The sequence below is a fragment of the Fimbriimonas sp. LA-C6 genome (genome assembly GCF_055398105.1).
In genome coordinates this window covers 207,005-226,052 of sequence record NZ_AP038796.1, presented here as the reverse complement: position 1 = coordinate 226,052, position 19,048 = coordinate 207,005, and the positions used below count along the sequence as shown (strand labels likewise).

Sequence of the window (19,048 nt, the reverse complement as noted above, 5' to 3'; positions counted from 1 at the left end):
GGCTACTTAATCTGATCCGGGGTGTAGGCCTTCTTAAAGACCTGGAAACCCTCTGCTAGCGAACGAACTTCAACGACGAGAGCCTGCTTGATCGGGTTACCACCCTGACCCTTCAGTGTGATCTTGCCAGAGACAGCGTTATAGTTCTCAGTCTCGTCGATGGCAGTGATGAGCGCCTTGGTGTCCAAGCTCTTAGCTCGCTTCAATGCATCGAGAGTGAGTCCAGCTGCGTCATATCCAAGCGCTGCCATGGTCGTACCTGGCTCCTGACCGCTGTGTGCTGCTTTCCACTTGGTGAGGAACTCTTTAACAACTGGGCTATCCTGCTTGTTGTTATAGTGGTTGCACATGTAGCTGCCAATGATCGCCGTTCCGCCTGAGTCAAGAAGCTTAGGGCTGTCCCAACCGTCGCCACCCAAGAACTTAGCCGTGATGCCAGCATCGCGAGCCTGTCGTGAGATAGGACCTACTTCAGCAAAGTAACCGCTGAGGAAAACGCCGTCTGGATTCTTAGCCTTCAACTCAGTCAACTGACCGCTGAACTGCGTCTGACCTGTTTCGTACTTCTCTTCAACAACAATCTTTCCACCAAGCTTGGTGAAGTTGTCAGAAAAGCTCTTGCTAAGACCCTGAGAATAGGGCTGAGCATTGTCTGTCATCAAAGCCACGTTTCGAAGACCAAGCTCCTCATAAGCGAACTTCGCCATGACAGGACCCTGGAAATCATCCGTGTAGCAAACTCGGAAAACGTTAGAACCTTCGTCGGTCAAAGTGGTCTTCGTTGCCCCAATAGCAACGACAGGAACACCCTTAAGGAAAGCTGACTTAGCCATCTGAATGGTCTGTCCGCTGGAAACCTCTCCAAGAATAGCGATAACGCCCTTGGACATCAGCTTCTCAGCTGCAGACTTGGCTTCTTGCTGCTTCGACTGGCTGTCTTCAACCAGGAGCTCAACCTTCTTGCCCTGAATGCCACCAGCTTTGTTAATCTCTTCAACGGCCATCTTAGCGCCGGCGTAACTGTCGTCACCCCAAGGCTTCTGGTCGCCGGTAAGGCTGGCTACAATGCCGATCTTAATTGTGTCGCCTGTGACAGGGATAGTTTCCGCAGTAGGAACCGGTCTCTTAGCTCCGGAAGCACCCGAAGTTTCGGACGAATTCGCTGGCTTGTTTTCCGCTGTTTTGCCATCGGCACCACTACCGGTACAGCCTGCGAGTAAACCCAATGCAAGTGTCGCAACTGCGAACTTGAAAGTGAATCGGTTAGAAAGAATCACGCTATAAACACCACCTGAATAAAGGAGAACGCCCGCGACCCAAGTCCACGGTCGGCTTAGTATACAGAATACTCTCTGCATACGCTAGCACCTTGTTGCGGGTAGCTTATCTGTAATGGCCCAAGAATCGATCCGTCCCATGTTGGACCGGGCACTTGTCTTACTCCAGCAGGGCAACCCAAGAGCTGCCCTCATTGAACTTGACAATGCATCAAAATTGCAGGAAATCAGCTCAGACATAGAGTCCCTGAGAGGTCTCGCAGTGTCCCAGATGGGCCAAGTCCAGCTAGCGTCAAAAATTTTCAAAAAAGCAATTGAGCTCGATCCAGAGAACCCAAATCTCTACTTCAACCTGGCCGCTCACCACAGCCAACTAGAAGAAAAATACGACGCCATCCTCAACGCAAAAGAGACGCTCCGACTCAATCCAAAACACCTAGGCGCAATCAAGCTCCTTAAGAAGTACAAAGTCGAACTCCCAGAAGGCGTTACCGAAGAAGGCGGAGACCACGATTTCGATCTCCCAGAGGCCCCCGAACTCCATATCCTCAAACTCGGACCCGCATGGACCTATGCAGGCTACGCCCTCATCTTTATGGCGGTAATCGCGAACATCCTCTGGTTCCTCCATCCACCCATCAGCCTAAGCGCACCGGTCTCCGCAAAAGCCCAACCCGAAATCAATCCAGACCGATCCGTCTTTGCCGGAGTGGTCGTTTGTACCTATACCGTCACAGCAGTCATATCTTTTGCCTGGATGGTAGTAGATATCATTGATAGAAGAAGAAGGTTCAGCTGGCTCCTGCCATGCTTCGCAATGAGCTTCTGTGGTCTACACGGCCTAGCCGTCGGCCTATACATGCTGTACGGACGAAAATCGTCCTACTAAACCGAATCGTTTTAATGCACTGGGAGTCTAATAAAACTAAATGTCGATGCTCGTAACTTTCATCGCGCTGGCCCACCTAAGCCAGGCACCCACCGGAACGCTGGAGGTCCCATTCCGTCTCGGCGACAGCGCACTCATCGTTGACGCAAAGGTAAACAACCGCCCGGTGTCCCTCATGTTCGACACCGGCTTCGGCGGATTCGTGCTCCTAAACTCTTCCATCGACGTGGGACCCGCAGACGGAAAAATGACCCTCCGAGACTTCGTCGGACAGCTGGAAGTCGACACCGTCAAGATGAAAAGCCTCTACCTAGGCGCGAAAAAGATCGATACCCAGGATGAGAGCATCGTCCAAGACCGATCCGACTACACCAGCTCCTACGGACAGCATGTCGACGGCATCATGGGCTTCTCAGTCATCAAAGACAACATCACAGAAATCAACTTCGAGAAGAAGAAGTTTGTTTTCTATCCAAAAACGTTAGACATCTCAAAGCGCGTCCCCGACAACAAGAAGACCTTCCTGCTAAAGATGCTGCCCATCGGGCACAACTCCATCGAACTCCCGGTCAAGACCCCAAGCGGCAAGAACATGACCCTGGCGCTGGACACGGGCAACGCCTTCTTTGCCACCACCCATAAAGACGTACTAGAGCGCGTCGAACTCTGGGAGCCAAACAAGGCCGCCAAGTTCACCCGGGTATCTGGCGTCGCCTCCGGAAACGTGGATAGCTGGTCGCTCAAAATGCCGCCGCTCACCATCTTCGGAGTCCCCGTGAAATCAACCGTCTGGGACATCATCGATCTCCCATCCAGCTCGGCAGAAGGCGACGGAACCGTCGGCTTCGGGTTCCTCAAGAACTTCAACATCACCATCGACTACGCACGCCGCCGTGTCTGGCTAGAGAACTGGAACACCCCCATCGAAAACGAAGAGAAGGGAGACCTAGGCATCTCAGCCGGATACGACCGGTCACGCAAACGTGTCGTGGTCTTCCTGGTAGCCCCAGATAGCCCAGCCAGCGTTGCTGGAATCAAAGAAGGAGACGAACTCCTCTCCATGGACGGCAACGACTTCGAGCGAGTCGGTTTCCGCCGCATCCGCCAGCTCCTAGAAGGCCCCATCGGCAGCAAAGTGAAACTGGCCGTCTCCCGAAACGGGACCCTCAAGCGATTCGAAATCGAACGCAAGCCTCTCTACAACGAGAAGTAACTAAGCCAGCCAAATCCTAAGCGCCTCATCCAGCATCGGCTCGGTGAGGCGCCCGGTAAACGTATTCTGCTGGCTCGGATGGTAAGACCCCACAATCTTCGGCCCAACACCATCCTCAGAAACAGCTCCGTGACCAAAGCGAGCAACCTTACGCCCAAGCAGCTTGTGAACATGAGTCCACGAGATCGATCCAAGGCATAGCACCGCCTCCCACTCGCGAACAGCCAGGAGTCGTGACAAAAACGTCCCACACGCCTCCAACTCAGAGGGAAGTGGCTTATTATCCGGCGGCGCACAATGAGCACTCGCCGCAATCAACACCCCGCGAAGCTCCAGGCCATCATCGACCGAAACACACTCAGGTTGATTCGCCACCCCTACTCGGTGCAGAGCAGCAAACAGAAAATCCCCGCTCCGGTCACCCGTAAACATCCGCCCCGTCCGATTCGCCCCATGCGCAGCAGGCGCCAAACCCACAATCAACCGCCGAGCTTCAAAATCCCCGAAATACGGAACAGCCCTGCCCCAATACTCCTCATCTGCAAACGACTTCCGCTTCTCACGTGCCACCTTCTCGCGCCACTCCACCAGCCTCGGACAAGCACGGCAGCTCACGATTTCACGATTGATAGCATCGATCGAATCCATAGAACGTAAACTATAGCTGGTGCCCATCTACGAATACGAACCCGATGACCGAGACTGTCTCATGTGCGAAGGACGCATAGCAGTCATCCAAGGCATCGAAGAACCCCACCTCCAGTACTGCCCCTATTGCGGGCTAGACGTCAAACGCGTGATCAGCCGTGCCTCCTTCAAGATCGGTAAAGAGAACGACTACACAGACGCAGCCAAGAAAGGATTCACCACCTGGCGAAGGTTAGAAGAAGGGAAGTGGGAAAAAATCGACGGTCCCGGCGAAGACATGATCGTGGCCAGCGAAGAGGACATCCAGGCAGTACGAGCCGAGAAAGAGCAGAAGGCCAAGGTCATCGACCTTGACACTCCCTCTAGCTAATGCCCAGCGACTCCTCAAACCCGCTCATCACGTTCATCACGTGAACAAGCTGCGCCGCCCCACATTTCCCATCAATCGCAGCCATCAGTTGCACAGTAAGCAAACTGAACGGCTCGTCCTGAGCAATGCGTAGCCGATACAGCGCAAAGGGCTGGCCAACCACAAGCTGTGTATCCCACTCAGAGGTCTCATCCCGACGAACATAAAGAGACCGCCCATACCTCTCTTCAAAAAGGTCATCAATCTCAGAAATATCGTCGGGGGTCCGAATGGCCACAATCACGGTCGCGACAGCAACCCGTTCGTAGTCCAAAGATTCCGTATGGATCGTAGCCCCTTCAGTCCAACCCACCGATTCTAGCGACCGACTCACAGCTTCCTCTGAAGCTTCAAGATTCGTCAAAATCGTCGGCGGCTCAACAACCAGCCCAGCCTCAGCCAACGGCCCGATAGCAATGAGCGCCAGCGTCCCAACAGGCGATGGAACCGATACCTCGTCAGCACAAACCATCGGATTGTTGTCCATCAGCTCAATCAATCCGTGAAGAGCACCCGACCCAAATCCGGTGTAGACATGGCGACGCCATTCACCTTGAGAAAAGGAAATCCCAGCCTCACCTGCAATCTCCTTCACCGCAGAAACCCTCGGATGAGCCCTCAACAATGCAAGGATCGAAGCACTCCCGCTTCCGGCAGTAATCATCCTAAACTCTCCGCACGCGAATCGTCACAGGCAATGCCTTAACGCCCTTCACGAACAACTTCAAGTCAAGATCAGACGAATCCATAGTCCCGTCAGAAACCTTGATCAACATCCGTCCAGACCCCTTCGCGGTTCCCGAAACAGTGAGCGTAATAATCGCGAGCTTAACGCCTTTTACCGTCTTAAAACCGACAAAACGATAAGTGGTATTCAGCGACGTCTCCTGGCGAGAAGGACCAATCGTAACCGGCACATCGGCCTTCCAACTGCCGCCTATCGCCTGGCTCTTCTCTGGAAACTGCGCGCCAAGGTTCCCAGCCGCAATCCCACCTTCTATGGCAACATTGCGCGAGTTCAGCCACACCTCAGCACTCTGGCTGCCAAGTGGAAGAGCCTGTCCACCACTCGTCGGCTGCCCCATGAATACCGCAATGTCGGCAATCCCTTTCTTAACCTCGCGAACACGCATCGCAGTCGGAATCGTGACGCTTATCCCCTTAGCATGATCGTCCAGCCCCTTCACGGTCGAGTTGATCTTAAAACGAAGCACCTGTCCCTTGGTGTACTTTGCACGGAACAGGTACCCCTTCCCAGAAGGAGTTATCTGCCCAAGCCCCTGGGAGGCAATCCCCAGGACCAAAGCAAGACCAAACAACTTCATTTTGAGATTTCCAGGAGCTTTACATTCACGTGAAGAACGGCATTCTTAGGTGCGCCTGGAGCTCGAGGCATCACACCAAATCCAAGAATCGGAGGAACCACGCCCTCGCGCTCGCCACCCTTCTTCATGCCGTCAACCAAAAGATCAATCCCCTTCAAAGTCTCGCCAGCCCCAACCTTAAACGTAAACGGCTTGTTCTGACGGTCGGCAGTCGAGTCAATGGTCTTGCCGCCCGATACCTTTACCGTGTACAGAATGCTGACCTTGTCACCCTTCTTAGCCGCGGCTCCTTCACCCACTTTAATGTCCTTCTTAAAGACGGTGTCCTCTTCACCCTTCTTCACAACATCAAGAAGCTCAATGTCAAAGAACAGATCTGCGTTCGCCGGAATCTTCCCGCCGCCACCCTTCTCGCCATAACCCAAAGCCGAAGGAATCGACAACTTACGCTTGCCTCCAACCTTCATGCCCTCAACACCCAGATCCCAGCCCTTAATGACCGAACCCGCGCCAAGAACAAAGCTAAACGGCTCGTTGTTATGATCAGCCGTGGAGTCAAACTTCGTGCCGTCTCCCAGCGTTCCGGTGTACAGAACAAAAACGGTATCGCCAGCCGCCGCAGTCAAGCCATCGCCAACCTTAAGGTCATCTTTCTTAAGCTCTTTCACGGGACCTGTCGTGTCCACTGGCTTAGCAGCCCCTTTTTCAGCAGTCGGCTTTGTGCCGCCATCAACGGGTTTCGATGAATCAGCTTTGTCCCCGCATCCTACGAGAAGAACAAGACACGCTACCAACCAAGGTGCTCGCATAGACATAGGAACAACTCTACCATCTCCACAATTCCTAGGACGTACTGCTCGCACCCGGTAAACTCTCAAATGTTATGGCAAAGAAGGACAACAAGAAGGGTCCCCAGGCACCTCGATCCATCCAAAATCGACGTGCGCGGTACGACTTTGCCATCATAGAAGAGTACACCGCGGGAATCGCCCTCCTAGGTTCAGAGGTTAAGAGCCTCTATCTGGGCCAGGGAAGTCTTACCGATGCCTTCTGCAAAGTCGTAAACGGGGAAATGTTCCTCATCAATATGGACATCGATCCATACGAAAAAGCGACCGTATTCGCCCACGACCGCCGACGTGATCGCAAACTCCTCCTCAATCGACGCGAAATCAACGTCATCGAGCGCAAGTCCATGGAAAAGGGCCTCACCATTGTCCCCCTAAGCGCCTTCTTCAGCGATAAGGGCAAAGTGAAGATCCATCTCGCCCTCGCAAGAGGTAAAGCCGAGTACGACAAGCGCAAGCAAATCGCCAAGGACGACGAAAGACGAGAGATTGAAAGAGCACGCAACAACCGCGACTGAAGAGTGCCAATTAGTTTGCCGATAACACGAGTGTGGAACAGCAAAAGGAACTGTGTTCGCATCTATCGGTTGGGTGCGACGTTAAGTTAGCGCTCTTCGAGCAAGGTCGTGCAGTCACATTGCACGGCGAAGTGGTCGCAGAAGCGCCTCTCGAAGTCAGAATTAAGCAGGCGACAACCTCAGGAATCGTACTCCCCCACTCAGTAGTGATCATCTCACAAACTGAAAACGGAGTAGTCCGAGGCGACGCTACCGCTACCTCCTGTCGAGAAACCCCAACAGGACTCGTACTCTCGTTCAGCGAGATCGAGTGGGAAGATCTAGAGCGACGGAAATATCCCCGAATCGCCGTGGGCCTCACCGTAGCGCTCCGCACCGTTCAAGAGTTCGATGGCAACGCAGAAGTCTGCAACATGAACGGCACAACAGCCGACATCGGCCTCGGTGGAGCATGGGTCAAAACAGAGTCCCAGCTTGAAGAGGGAAGTCTCCTGGAGTTCCAAGCCAGCCTCGGCGATGGCACAGTAGTCCGAACGTTCGGATTGGTCGTTCACTACGATGCAAACCGAAACGGCGCAGGAGTCGCATTCCTCGATTTCTTGGGCGACTCCCGCGGACAGCTTAACGAATACCTAGCACGCGCTGCCTAATTGGCGAGCTGACCCACAAACACCGTTTCTGCGGGACCGGTCATCAAAACATGGCCGGTCTCAAGGTACTCCACCTTGAGGTCTCCACCAGGTAGGTGGATCAAAACAGATCGCTCAGATCGTCCAGTAAGGAATCCAGCAACGCCCACAGAACAAGCTCCTGTGCCGCATGCCAAAGTGATTCCAGCACCTCGCTCCCAAGTCCTCTGCTTCAAAGTCTGTCGATCAATCACTTGAACAAAGTGAACGTTCGTGCGCTTAGAAAACAGTGGGTGATGCTCCAACTTCGGCCCGATCTCTTCCAAAGCAATCGCATCAACATCCTCCACAAAGATAACCAAGTGAGGGTTACCCATGGAAACCGCCGTGCCGCGATACCCTTCGCCCACTTCCTGATCAATAAACTGCTCATCAGCAGGACCAGTCATAGCAATATCGGCTCGCGTAAGCCGCGCCGGACCCATGTCCACGCGTACCAGATCGCCATCAAACGCCAAAGTGAGAACACCCGCCCCAGTCTCCACAGGCACCGATTCCGCCTGAGTATGACCGTGGTCCCGAAGCAATTTAGCAAAGCAACGAACCCCGTTGCCACACATTTCGCTCTCCGAACCATCCGGATTGAACATCCGCATTCGGTAAGGAGCCGCAGTTCCGGCTTCAACAAGGATCAATCCATCCCCGCCAATGCCGAACTTGCGGTCGTTCACGTTCCTAGCCAACTCGGCCAAATCACCTGTCGGCAAACCATCCTGCAAGGCATCGATCATCACGAAATCGTTGCCGATGCCTTGCATCTTCGTAAACTTAATCACTCTTCGTTTCTTCGCCCCATATCTGCCTCGTGCTCAGAAGCAGGTCGATACGAACCCACAGGCTTGCTGGGAACGATGCTGGCCACCGCATGCTTATAAACTAACTGGGTCGGTTTTCCTGGAGTGTCCAAGAGAACTGTAAATGCATCAAATCCTCTCACCTGGCCTCTCAGCTGGACGCTGTTTGTGAGATAGATCGTGACTCCGATGCCTTCTTTCCGAACCTGGTTCAGGAACATGTCCTGTAAATTAATTGCCTTGCCCATCGTCATGTACTCCTATTGCATAGCTCCGCGAACGATGCTGAGCGCTTCAGCGCGCAAGTCATCGAACGCCTCGCCAATGGTTGTTAACCCCGGCTCAGAGCGAAGCCACGTGCGTTGCCTCTTTGCATAGCGCCGCGTTTCCACGATCGTTGTCGTGATGGCCTCCTCTAATTCGGTTTTCCCTTTCAGGTAGTCGCTAATCTCTCGATAACCGATCGCCCGCATTCCGGGGTGATGCAGTTCGTACCCGTCATCGAGAAGTTTAATAACTTCGTTAACCCAATCATTTTGCACCATAAGGCGGGTTCGCATTTCAATCCGCTCCCACAGCGCATCAGTCTCGGGCTGAATACCTATCTTAATTTTGTGAAATGGAGGAAGCGAGAAATGGATCTCATTCCCCGTGTCCTCACACCGCTCAAGCGCCCGCTTCACCCGAACCGGATTCAGCAGATCCACCGTTTCCGCAGCAGAAGGATCCTTCGAAAGCAACTCTGCTACCAACGAATCAATTCCCTCATCCATTTCACGACGGTTCAGTTCGTCGCGGAGTTCACCTTTCGGCTCCGGTCGTAGATTTTTGTACTCGTCAAACAACGCCCGAATGTAAAATCCCGTTCCGCCTACGACAACTGCGGACTTTTGAGCATGAAATAGGTCTTCTAGAAGCTGGGATGCAAGCAGGCAGAACTCGCCCACACCAAACTGCTCATCAGGATTCTTCAGATCCAAAAGGGCATATCGGTCCTTCTCAATGGGCTTGGCCGTACCAATATCCATCCCACGATAGACCTGAAAAGCGTCCGCATTGATCAGCTGTGCGTCCAGCTCTTCGGCAATCTGCTCAGCAAGAGCAGATTTGCCGGATGCCGTTGGCCCCATAACGGCAATGAGCAACGGTGTTTTGTTCAAAGTGATAAGGAGCTTAGAACTCCATCAAGGCAGTAATCGAATATTCGCGAAGGTTCTTGCGCCCCTCCAAGAAGGACAACTCAATCAGACAACCAAATCCGCAAACCTTTCCGTTCAGACGCTCCACCAAACGAGCCGCGGCCGCAGCCGTCCCGCCCGTAGCAAGCAAGTCGTCCACAATGTAAGCACTCTGCCCAGGCCGCAACGCATCCACATGCATCTCAACCGTGTTGGTTCCGTACTCCAGCGCATACTCTTCGCTGATTCGGTCATAAGGCAGCTTGCCCAGCTTCCGAGCCATGATGAAAGGCACACCTAAAGCCAAAGCCACAGGTACGCCAAAGATAAATCCCCGGCTCTCAATCCCAACAATCGACTCCGCACTCTTAGCCCGGGCATCCTCCGCCAAGAGATCCACAACCTCCTGAAACGCAGCCGGATGCTCCAATACAGGAGTGATGTCCTTAAAGATAATTCCAGGCTTAGGAAAATCGGGGACGTCGCGGATAAGTGAGCTCGCAAGCAGTTCAGCCATGAGTCCTAATAATACCGTCCCACCATTCCAACGCAATCACCAACACACCAAAAGAGCCGAACCCAACGCCTCCGGCCCTTTTCCTTTCATCCCCGAGAGAAAAGGATGGGATTGAAGAGCCCGGCTGCCAAACTCCCTCTCCTTCGTCCCCGAGGGAGAGGGCCGGGGTGAGGGTGGACAAAGTGCCAAACCATCCGAACCCAACGCCCAAGCCAGCGCCTCCGGCCCCTTTCCTTTCGTCCCCGACAGGAAAGGAGGGAGTAGGAATGTCCGACTGCCCGCCAACCACCCAGGATTGAAGAGCCCGGCTGCCAAACTCCCTCTCCTTCGTCCCCGAGGGAGAGGGCCGGGGTGAGGGTGGACAACCTGCCAAACCATCCGAACCCAACGCCCAAGCCAGCGCCTCCGGCCCCTTTCCTTTCGTCCCCGAGAGGAAAGGATGGGATAGGAGAGTCCGGTTGCCCCTCAGCCACCACGCCAAGTTCTTTCCTAGCATCGCCGAACCTCAAAACTGAGAGGCTCGCCGACTTTCCCTGTTCTCAATCGATTGAACCCAGAAAGAGACGTTCCAGTTCTCTCCGAGATCCTCAAACACCTCCGGGGCGCTGAAGCCGTCCAAGCTCCATATCATTCGGATGCGCAAAAACTTCAAGAACCAACAGGACCCACAGTAACCCGTCATATGCTCAACGAACGCCCCCGCCCCAAATGGGACGGCACAAGCTAAAACCACGAACCCCAAACACAAAAAAGCCCAGGCCACCAGACCCGGGCTCAGACCAAACCCGATTCTCAGGCTTCGATCTCGGGACCTGGCTCCCAGCCCTTCTCTTTGGCTGGCATCAAAACCTTCAAACTCAAATCCTGATCCACCCGAATCTGGCAAGAAAGACGAAACTCACCAAGAACCCCATCTTCCTCAAGACAAGCCTTCTCAGCCTCACCCATCGCAGGCTCGCCGGAAGAAATCGCCACCCGGCAAGTCGTACAACGCGCATTACCACCACATCGGTGACTCACATCCACGCCGTTACTCTCAAGAGCAATCGCCAGCTTAACCCCGGCGTCAACGCTGAACGGCTCGTATCCCTCTACTGTGATCGTGTGTTGGCTCATGCAAGCAACTCTACCACTCGATCCAAGAAATATTGCCAGCCGCTAACAGGAATTCAACGAACCGGGTAACTTAATAGGTGATGCGCACGGATGTAAGTGTTCTCGGAGCGAAGATAATCGCGATTGTTGCACTGGGTGTAGTAGCCACTGGATGCCGGTTCAAAGGCTGGGAGAGCTTTAACACAGCCACCACTCCAGTTGAGTACAACAAGAAACCAGTAGGCAACCCATACGCCGATGGCGGACTCGCGTCAGCAACAGGCGGCCTCAACACCAAAACCCGATACAGCGAAGGAGCCAAGGTCAACACCGGCGAAAAACTCAACGCCGCATACGACCAGCCAACCAAAGGCACCGGCCAACAGCCAGGCGAGTACGGCAACGTCAGCGTATCCGGAACAGGCCAGTCCAACGCTCCAGGCCTCCAGCCATCCCCCAGCGAAGCCACCCGCGCAACGGGCAATCTTCACTAAGCAGTTCTTTTGAACGCTTTTTAGTCTTAATCACACGAACCTCCAAACGGAGGTTCGTATGAAAATCTTTTACCCACTCACTCTCATAGCGCTGGTTCTCGTAGGCTGCGGCGGCCCCACGTTCCAACAAGCCGCTAAGCCGTCCTCGCCAGATATCGCATCCGCTCGGCCCGTGAAGGAAGAGGCAAAAAACGTCTCCTTCAATGTCCTGAAAAATCGCGATATCGTCCGATCCTGCCAACTCGGCCTCCGCGTCGATAAACTCGAAGCAGCAGAAAAACAAGTCACCTCGGTCGTAACCGAAACAGGCGGATACATCGAATCCTCTGCCAGCAGCGACTTAGACTCCAGCGACGCATCCATGGAGATCCACGCGAGAGTCCCCATCGCCAAATTCGATTCCTGCATCGGCACCATCGAAAAACTCGGCGTCCGACTGGAAAAACGGATCGACACCCAAGACGTGACCGCCGGAATCTACGACTTCGATGCAAGACTGAAAAGCTTAAGAGCCACGGAAGAGGGCCTGCGAGCACAAGTGAAGCGCGCAAAGACCACAGACCAGATCAACGCCGCAGAAAGCCAACTTGCTTCAGTCCGAACCAACATCGAAGCCCTCACCACGGAACGTAAAGGACTCGTGGGTCAAGCTATGATGAGCACCTTAACCCTCAAACTCCAACAGGGTGTCGTCATCCCAGCCGCAGACAAAGATCCCAACTGGACCTCCCAAACCTGGGCGCAAGCCTCCGCTGTATTCGGTGGCTTTGTCCGAGTTGTCCTCTCTATAGGTATCTGGCTCGTGGTCTTCAGCCCCGTCTGGCTCATCGCACTCTTCATATTCCTCCCCATGATCAAGCGCGCCAAACTCACCAAGCAGACCCCCTAGATGCAGAAAAGTAAATTTCTTGCATCCTCAATTGGGTTTGGAACGTAAAATTGAGTCGAATATGCCGACGTTCTCGGACATCTACCGCAGGTTTCGTCGGCCTTACCGTGTCCAGTGGGAAGATCTAGGGCCACCGCGTCTTCAAACCAACAGCGCCGAAATGACTCGGTCGTTCTTCAAGTACGGCTCCCTCGTCGACCGAGTCACCAAGATCTTCTTCAGCATGGACCCCGCCACGGTGGAGAAGGTCCTCGAAACCTACCGACAGCGATACGGCGACGGAGCCTATGCCTACGCCAAGCGCACCATCGGCTCCTGGAAACAAGGCCAAGTCCGTCAAGTCGGACAAACCGTCATGCGACTCCTCGAAGTCGTCCCACTTTACGTAGACCTAGACACCAAGTTCGAACTGGCACGGATTATCCGAGAAGAGACACTAAGAAGACTCCGCCAAGTTAGAATGGAACTGGTCCTAGGAGCAGATGACAACCTAACCGATCTCATGGCCCGAATGCACGAGATCATCGACGCACAAGTAGCCATCGAACTCCCCGCAGGAGTCCTCGAGGCACAAGCCTGGTTAGGCAAAGAAGACGCAAGCCTCTTTCAGAAGATGATCCGAGAAGCAGAGAAGAGACTCCTCTCCGAACAGCTCACCGATTTCTTTCTGCGAGTACGGTTTCTGCAGCAAATGCGGAAACAAATTCAAATTCCGGTCAAGATGTCGATCATATTCGAACTTCCGACCGCACTTGTAACGTTACGAATCGTACAAGGCAAAAAACAGGAACGCATGAGTCAGCAAGAGTTTCAAAATGACGACGCAGGTCTACTGGCAAAGTGGAACGACCTCGAACTAGAAACCCGCTTCAAAAGCGGTGAGGTCAGCTACCCCGAATACGTCCTGCGAAACATGGACCAGTTCTTCACCCCCGAAGAACAGTCCGAACTACACAAAATCGCCGCCATGCACGGTCTGGAACTGGAGCGCCTCCTCATGGAGATCCAAATCAAGTCCCGCACCAGCGAAGCCGACCTGCAGAAGCTGCTCACCACCCTCCGAACCCTCCAAGAAAAGAATATCAGTGCGGACGTCGTCAGCCGCCACGAAACCCCCAGCGGCCACATCGAAATCAGCGCCCGTTCACGCAAGCACCTAGGCTGCCTCCCGCTCATGGGCGTAACACTCCTCATTCCCGCCTTGGCGATAGTTCTATCCCACAGCCTCCGATGATAAGATAGGGAGATGCTCTTCTCCCTAGCCCTTGCGCTCCTTGGCTCGCCCTCCGTAGCCGATCTCAACGCCCTCATCGGCAAGAAAGATATCAACGGACTCACGCAGCTGTTAGCCCCACTCCCAGCAGGTCAGCGCAACCCCTTCAAGGTCATTAAGACTGGAGGAGCATACGGAGTCGGTCGCTATCCCTGGAAAGCCGCCGCTCTACAAGGTCTAGACGGAGCCGACCGCTTCGTGGTCATCTCCACACTCCTCACCAGTGAAGACGTCGGCGACATCCTCCTCAAAAGGTCAGGAGACAAACTCGAATTCATTCCTGAATCTGAAGACATGGGCGTCCGCATCAAACATCACGACCTAGATGTCCGCTTCCACATCCCAACCAAGAGTGCCGACCTCAAAGACACCATCCAGATTGCCGTAGCCAAGCCATCCTCCGAGTTCGTCTTCCGACTCTCCTCGCAATACATCGTCTCAGCAATCAAAGACTCCACCGGCACTCCGGTCCAGTTTAAGCAAGTAGGCGGCATTGTGCTTTGCAAGACACCGGCAGGCACCAGCGGCGAATACACCCTCACCTACAAAGCAGTTGTCAATCTCCCCCAGTACGCAGGCAGCATCGAAAAAGACGAAGCCACCCTCGTCAACGATTACTGGATGCCACTCATCGCACGCAAGCCAGCCACCTTCAGCATCACCGTACACGGACCCAAAGACTGGCTCAACGTCTCCCAAGGTGAAAAGCAGTCCGATGAGATCGTCGGAGACGAAAGAGTCACCAAGTACAAGATGGACCTCCCGGTGGTCTTCACCAGCGTCTCCAGCGGCCCCTACAAAACCTTCTCCCAAACCATCGATGGTCGCCGATTCACTGTCTGGAGTCCCCGCATGTCCCAAGAGCAGATGCGTATCCAGACCGAGCTCTACGCACCCATCCTCAAGTTCTATAACACCATCGCCCCATTCCCATTCAGTGGCTACGGAGCGCTCGATAGCCCTCACTACGGAGGCGGTGCCCTAGAAGCCTACTCCTACGCAACCTACGGCGGCGGACTCCCTGCAGAAGATGCCCACGAACCTAGCCACACCTGGTGGGGCGGCATCCTCAACAACACCTACCTCAACTCCTTCTGGAACGAGAGCTTCGCCAATTTCAGCGTCGGCCTCTACGCCAGGAACGTCCCGATTGGCAAGAGGGAGGAGAGAGCACTAGCCTTCATCCAAGGAGGCAACGCACAACCAATCTACAACGAAGTTTCCTGCGCAGAGTCCGGTGCGGATGTAGGGCCTGCTGGCAGCGCCATGGGCTACGGCAAAGGAGCACAGGTCCTCCAAATGCTCGAAGTCCTCATGGGCATCCCCGAGCTCATGGGCGCCATGCACGACTGGGTCACCAACAATCCCCTCGGCGAACCCGCCAACTGGGATGGCTTCGAAAAGGCAGCGATCGCCCGCCGCCCAGACCTGAACCTAAAGACCTTCTTCGACGACTGGATTCGGAAACCAGGCTACGTCAATCTAGACAAAACAACCGTCACCTACGCCGAAGGCAAACTCATCGTCAATCTCAAGTTCGAGAAAGAGAACTTCCGAATCCCGTTAGAGGTCCTCATCAAAGACCAGAAAGGCGTCGAGACGATTAAGACCTTCGACGTACGAACCAGCACCAAACTCGAAATCCCTCTCGAAGAAAAGCCAACCCTAGTCTCACTAGACCCCTACCGCCGACTTCTAAGAGACATAAGCCCAGACGAGACACCCATCGAGTTCAACCGCGCGCTCAACAGCATGTCGGTCTACGTAGACCCCACCCACAAGGATTGGCAAGCCGACTCTCCAGGCAAATCCATCGCAACGCTCCCAGCAGACCTAAACGGAATCCTCCTAGTAGGCTCCCCCGAAACCCTCCCAGCCATGAAGCCCCTCTGCGATAAGGTCGGCTTCAAAGTAAAAGGAAACACCCTCACCTACCAAGACACAACCATCAACCTAGACAAAGGCCAAGCCATGGCCATCGTCGACCTAGGAAACGGCAAACACTGCGCCATCCGCCTAGGAAAAACCCGCCACCCAGCCAACCCAGGCCGAGCCCACCGAGCCCTAGTAGACGACCTAGGCCGCTTCCTAACAGGCCAAACCGCCCCCAAAACCACCGGCCACCTAACCTACAATCCATAGCAGATCCTCCGGCCCCTTTCCTTTCGTCCTCGAGAGGAAAGGATGGGATAGGAGAGTCCGGTTGAGTTTGAATCTCTACGACGATCTCATATGGTGAGAACACTGCCAACGAAATAGACAAGCCCCTCCGAGTCCTCTCCTTTCGTCCCCGAGAGGAGATGAATACAGGTAAAAATACGGTTACACAGCTTCGGATTGGTTTCGCTGTGTACCGTTATATATCGCCGCATAACGGGGACAAAACGGGGACCATATTGGGGACCAATGCAGAATAAAAAACTGCTTGGTCCCTTTCTTTTTGCGCGGATGGTCGAACCAACACTCACGTTCAACCGTTTAGAATGCAACCAGTAAATTTGCGTTGCATGATGTACATCGGAAGTTACTGGATGGAACGGAGTTTCAGGATGTTTAAACCGAGGTTCAGTGTGAATCGACTGTTTGAGTCGACGCTTGGGCCATTTGGCAGCGTGTTTCTACTAGAAATACGTAGACAAACACGCAATATTGCGGTGTCGTGCGCAATTATATATGCACTGGATATAAATTCATGAAATCTGTTTGATACTCGAAAAACTTAAGAACTAAGTGAACCGTCAGTACAAGTGACTACGTGTTAGTTATAAGTAAGTGTCTGAATTCAAGAAGATGAGGCACAAGGAGAAAGAATATGACAATTCAGGTTATCGGCATATCTCGATATGAATTCACGGACGAAGCAAACAACAAGGTGCTCAAAGGGTGCAAGATACAAGCAATTGAACCTAGCGCACGCATCGACACCAATGAATTCAAGGGCTTCAAGGTCATCGAATACTCGGGAGATGAGTCGCTGTTGCGGACTATTCGAGCAGAGCAGATCCCTCAAGCATATGACGTCAGCTTCACTATGAAGACCGTAAAAGATGGCAAGGGAAAGAATGTTCCAACGCCTTACATTACCGTTCTGACTCCCGTGACGACGAAGCAATAGGTGATTTATGAGTGCTGAACAGGCTGCAGAACTGCTTACTAAGATCCAACTAGTAGAGGAGCATTTGCAACAGCTTAATCTGCTGATAAAAGCATCAAATGCTGTGCTCTTATGCATGAGTATGGCGCTCCTAGTAACGCTGTTCTTCGTGGTGTTTAGCTCCGTTAAAAGGGTGCGATGAAACATGTCTACCGATGCTCTCGGACTAATCTATCTACTTCCGAAGTGCCTTATGGTGTACGTCTTCTTGATCTGGCCCATCGAATGGGTCATCGACAGAATGAAAGGAGCGGTCAATGCTCTGTAGACCAACCAGCACTCTTCGAAGCCGAAAAGACAAGACGCGGCAAATTGAGGTTCAAGTACGGTGATCTGGGTTAACGCCTCATGGGCCGACTCCGGGGTAGTGACGGACTACCTGCAACTTTTGCCCGTGGTCATCACTGCCGGATTCCTCGCAGCCGCCGCCTACTCGCTGCTGTTTCGAATCAAGGGAAACGAAAACTAACACACCTGACTTTTCGTTTCGCTTGGTTTGAAACAGCCACCGACCAACTAACGATTTCGGCCCGCCCCGGCTGGAAGACCCCGGACCTAGGGTACGTGGGAATTATTTTTGGGGCATGAAAGGAGACAACATGAAAAACCTCATTACAAAGATTGGCGCAAAGCCAATCACGCTCGCAACCGCCTCCCTAGGCATCGCTTCCGCTGCCATGGCAGACACCACCGCAGGTGGTGGCTCGAGCCTCGATTACACCACGTCCTTTGAAGCGTTTTCAACGCAGATGGGAACGTTCTTCAGCACCAACGGGCCGAAGGCCATTGGCGCTCTAGTCGTGATCCTTGCATTTGGCATTGCATGGAAACTCATCAAGCGCGCTGCTAAGAGCGTGTAAGGGAGCCTACTCATGACAAGGGCACTTCTCACTGTCTTCATGGCAGGGCTGGGTGCCCTGTCAATTGCTCAAAACACCACGGACGTTCAGTCCGTGGGTCCCCTAACCGCCACGGTGACGTTGATGAGGATCAATACAGATCATTGGCCGCTTGACTGCGTGATTATCCATGCGACCGGCAACTATGGATGGGGATACGACCTCATGCAGGAGAGCATCAACACACCGGGCGGTTTGGTGCCGCTTGCGGCGCCTCGGGCCACCGGACTCTCTGGTAGTGCTGGCTACGGACCGGTGCAAGCTGGAACCGAGCCGAAAGTTGACGTGTTCACACCGTTCTGGAACTTCGTGAACGCGCAGACTGACAACTCCAAGAAGTATGGTGGGTTCTTCTTCAGGGTCTTCACCAAGAATTCAAGTTCAGTCATCACTTCAGAGTTCCGATGGCATTTTATGTACACGCCAGCCTACAACAGCATCGATGCTGGCTCAGTGAACTCGGGCGGCAATAACGGAGCGAACGCCAACGACATTAAGAACCAGAACGTCAACCAAGGTGGTTTCTGGTCCTCCATCTTTGTGCCTCAAGAAGAGAATGTGAATCTCCTAAAGGCACAAATCAACCGAGCGGCTACATGGGGGCCGCTTGGAATCATCCTGGCTCTTCGTGATGAGTCGAATGCGGTCGTTGGTGAAGGTGGTCCACAAGGCTACGTTCGCTATGTTCTTGTAACGCCCGGACCCTATGGGAACTTGAACTTCGATCTGAGACCATACAGCGGCTACATCGTACTGATGCGCGGAGTCTTTGCTGGAGCGTTGTGGTTCACAGCAACGTTCGCGCTTTGGAAGCGGGTGGTTCAGAGGGCCTGATGCTCGGCTGTCAGGTTCGAATCTGGCGTGTGATTGGCTTTACGCTCTTGCTGATGCTGGCGTTTGGTTTTGGATATAGAAAAGGCATGGACACCGTGAAGGTGA

Annotated in this window: 23 protein-coding genes; 13 read left to right on the top strand and 10 right to left on the bottom strand. The window is 53.7% G+C overall.

Features of this window, described 5'->3' with window-relative positions; genetic code table 11:
- Positions 1-2: 2 nt before the first annotated feature.
- Complete coding sequence (locus ACZ51B_RS01100; RefSeq protein ID WP_464295386.1) at positions 3-1,277, bottom strand: ABC transporter substrate-binding protein; 1,275 nt, start codon at positions 1,275-1,277, stop codon at positions 3-5.
- A 115-nt stretch (positions 1,278-1,392) separates the two neighbouring features.
- Between ACZ51B_RS01100 and ACZ51B_RS01095 the strand changes: the two genes are divergently transcribed.
- Together ACZ51B_RS01095 and ACZ51B_RS01090 are read left to right on the top strand one after the other, a co-directional pair.
- Complete coding sequence (locus tag ACZ51B_RS01095; RefSeq protein WP_464295385.1) at positions 1,393-2,166, top strand: tetratricopeptide repeat protein; 774 nt, start codon at positions 1,393-1,395, stop codon at positions 2,164-2,166.
- Between the two features lie 40 nt (positions 2,167-2,206).
- On the top strand, positions 2,207-3,379 hold the full coding sequence (locus ACZ51B_RS01090) for a PDZ domain-containing protein (RefSeq protein WP_464295384.1): 1,173 nt from the start codon (positions 2,207-2,209) through the stop codon (positions 3,377-3,379).
- Here ACZ51B_RS01090 and ACZ51B_RS01085 read toward each other — a convergent pair whose 3' ends face one another.
- The gene (locus tag ACZ51B_RS01085; RefSeq protein WP_464295383.1) at positions 3,380-4,027 is read right to left on the bottom strand and encodes a uracil-DNA glycosylase; all 648 of its coding nucleotides are present in this window, start codon (positions 4,025-4,027) and stop codon (positions 3,380-3,382) included.
- A 19-nt stretch (positions 4,028-4,046) separates the two neighbouring features.
- Between ACZ51B_RS01085 and ACZ51B_RS01080 the strand changes: the two genes are divergently transcribed.
- Positions 4,047-4,397, top strand: coding sequence for an FmdB family zinc ribbon protein (locus tag ACZ51B_RS01080; RefSeq protein ID WP_464295382.1), 351 nt, complete (start codon positions 4,047-4,049; stop codon positions 4,395-4,397).
- Here the strand turns inward: ACZ51B_RS01080 and ACZ51B_RS01075 are convergent.
- The 3 genes from ACZ51B_RS01075 to ACZ51B_RS01065 are packed head-to-tail and all read right to left on the bottom strand — an operon-like array spanning position 4,390 to position 6,576.
- Entirely contained in the window at positions 4,390-5,100 is a 711-nt protein-coding gene (locus tag ACZ51B_RS01075) for a hypothetical protein (RefSeq protein WP_464295381.1), read from the bottom strand. The two genes, ACZ51B_RS01080 and ACZ51B_RS01075, sit on opposite strands and share 8 nt — an antisense overlap.
- A 1-nt stretch (position 5,101) precedes the next feature.
- Positions 5,102-5,761, bottom strand: coding sequence for a hypothetical protein (locus tag ACZ51B_RS01070; protein ID WP_464295380.1), 660 nt, complete (start codon positions 5,759-5,761; stop codon positions 5,102-5,104).
- The gene (locus tag ACZ51B_RS01065) at positions 5,758-6,576 is read right to left on the bottom strand and encodes an FKBP-type peptidyl-prolyl cis-trans isomerase (protein ID WP_464295379.1); all 819 of its coding nucleotides are present in this window, start codon (positions 6,574-6,576) and stop codon (positions 5,758-5,760) included. Before ACZ51B_RS01065 ends, ACZ51B_RS01070 begins: the two co-directional genes overlap by 4 nt.
- 68 nt (positions 6,577-6,644) lie before the next feature.
- Here ACZ51B_RS01065 and smpB point away from each other — a divergent pair, with 68 nt between their 5' ends.
- Together smpB and ACZ51B_RS01055 are read left to right on the top strand one after the other, a co-directional pair.
- The gene (gene smpB / locus ACZ51B_RS01060) at positions 6,645-7,127 is read left to right on the top strand and encodes an SsrA-binding protein SmpB (protein ID WP_464295378.1); all 483 of its coding nucleotides are present in this window, start codon (positions 6,645-6,647) and stop codon (positions 7,125-7,127) included.
- Positions 7,128-7,159: 32 nt separating this feature from the next.
- Positions 7,160-7,777, top strand: a complete 618-nt coding sequence (locus ACZ51B_RS01055) for a PilZ domain-containing protein (protein ID WP_464295377.1) — start codon at positions 7,160-7,162, stop codon at positions 7,775-7,777.
- Here the strand turns inward: ACZ51B_RS01055 and dapF are convergent.
- The 5 genes from dapF to ACZ51B_RS01030 form a co-directional block, all read right to left on the bottom strand.
- A complete protein-coding gene (dapF, locus tag ACZ51B_RS01050) occupies positions 7,774-8,592 on the bottom strand; it encodes a diaminopimelate epimerase (protein ID WP_464295376.1) in 819 nt (272 codons plus the stop codon). The genes ACZ51B_RS01055 and dapF overlap by 4 nt on opposite strands.
- Positions 8,589-8,858, bottom strand: coding sequence for an RNA chaperone Hfq (gene hfq, locus ACZ51B_RS01045; protein WP_464295375.1), 270 nt, complete (start codon positions 8,856-8,858; stop codon positions 8,589-8,591). The genes dapF and hfq overlap by 4 nt, the downstream gene beginning before the upstream one ends.
- Before the next feature lie 12 nt (positions 8,859-8,870).
- Positions 8,871-9,755, bottom strand: a complete 885-nt coding sequence (gene miaA / locus ACZ51B_RS01040) for a tRNA (adenosine(37)-N6)-dimethylallyltransferase MiaA (RefSeq protein ID WP_464295374.1) — start codon at positions 9,753-9,755, stop codon at positions 8,871-8,873.
- Positions 9,756-9,783: 28 nt separating this feature from the next.
- Positions 9,784-10,305, bottom strand: a complete 522-nt coding sequence (locus tag ACZ51B_RS01035) for an adenine phosphoribosyltransferase (protein ID WP_464295373.1) — start codon at positions 10,303-10,305, stop codon at positions 9,784-9,786.
- A gap of 792 nt (positions 10,306-11,097) precedes the next feature.
- Positions 11,098-11,421: a 2Fe-2S iron-sulfur cluster-binding protein gene (locus ACZ51B_RS01030; protein ID WP_464295372.1), complete on the bottom strand. Its 324-nt coding sequence runs from the start codon at positions 11,419-11,421 to the stop codon at positions 11,098-11,100.
- Between the two features lie 80 nt (positions 11,422-11,501).
- On the opposite strand from ACZ51B_RS01030, the gene ACZ51B_RS01025 reads away from it, so the two are divergent.
- From ACZ51B_RS01025 to ACZ51B_RS00990, 8 genes are all read left to right on the top strand, one after another.
- The gene (locus ACZ51B_RS01025) at positions 11,502-11,894 is read left to right on the top strand and encodes a hypothetical protein (RefSeq protein ID WP_464295371.1); all 393 of its coding nucleotides are present in this window, start codon (positions 11,502-11,504) and stop codon (positions 11,892-11,894) included.
- Between the two features lie 58 nt (positions 11,895-11,952).
- Positions 11,953-12,783: a DUF4349 domain-containing protein gene (locus tag ACZ51B_RS01020; protein WP_464295370.1), complete on the top strand. Its 831-nt coding sequence runs from the start codon at positions 11,953-11,955 to the stop codon at positions 12,781-12,783.
- Between the two features lie 61 nt (positions 12,784-12,844).
- Positions 12,845-14,017: a hypothetical protein gene (locus ACZ51B_RS01015; protein ID WP_464295369.1), complete on the top strand. Its 1,173-nt coding sequence runs from the start codon at positions 12,845-12,847 to the stop codon at positions 14,015-14,017.
- A 12-nt stretch (positions 14,018-14,029) separates the two neighbouring features.
- On the top strand, positions 14,030-16,198 hold the full coding sequence (locus ACZ51B_RS01010; RefSeq protein ID WP_464295368.1) for a M1 family metallopeptidase: 2,169 nt from the start codon (positions 14,030-14,032) through the stop codon (positions 16,196-16,198).
- A gap of 670 nt (positions 16,199-16,868) precedes the next feature.
- Positions 16,869-17,171: a hypothetical protein gene (locus ACZ51B_RS01005; RefSeq protein ID WP_464294542.1), complete on the top strand. Its 303-nt coding sequence runs from the start codon at positions 16,869-16,871 to the stop codon at positions 17,169-17,171.
- A gap of 367 nt (positions 17,172-17,538) precedes the next feature.
- Positions 17,539-17,679 carry a hypothetical protein gene (locus ACZ51B_RS01000; RefSeq protein WP_464295367.1) on the top strand — a complete coding sequence of 47 codons (141 nt, stop codon included), beginning with the start codon at positions 17,539-17,541 and terminating at the stop codon, positions 17,677-17,679.
- 130 nt (positions 17,680-17,809) lie between these two features.
- Positions 17,810-18,070 carry a hypothetical protein gene (locus tag ACZ51B_RS00995; RefSeq protein ID WP_464295366.1) on the top strand — a complete coding sequence of 87 codons (261 nt, stop codon included), beginning with the start codon at positions 17,810-17,812 and terminating at the stop codon, positions 18,068-18,070.
- A 12-nt stretch (positions 18,071-18,082) separates the two neighbouring features.
- Positions 18,083-18,943, top strand: coding sequence for a hypothetical protein (locus ACZ51B_RS00990; protein WP_464295365.1), 861 nt, complete (start codon positions 18,083-18,085; stop codon positions 18,941-18,943).
- The last annotated feature ends 105 nt before the right edge of the window (positions 18,944-19,048 follow it).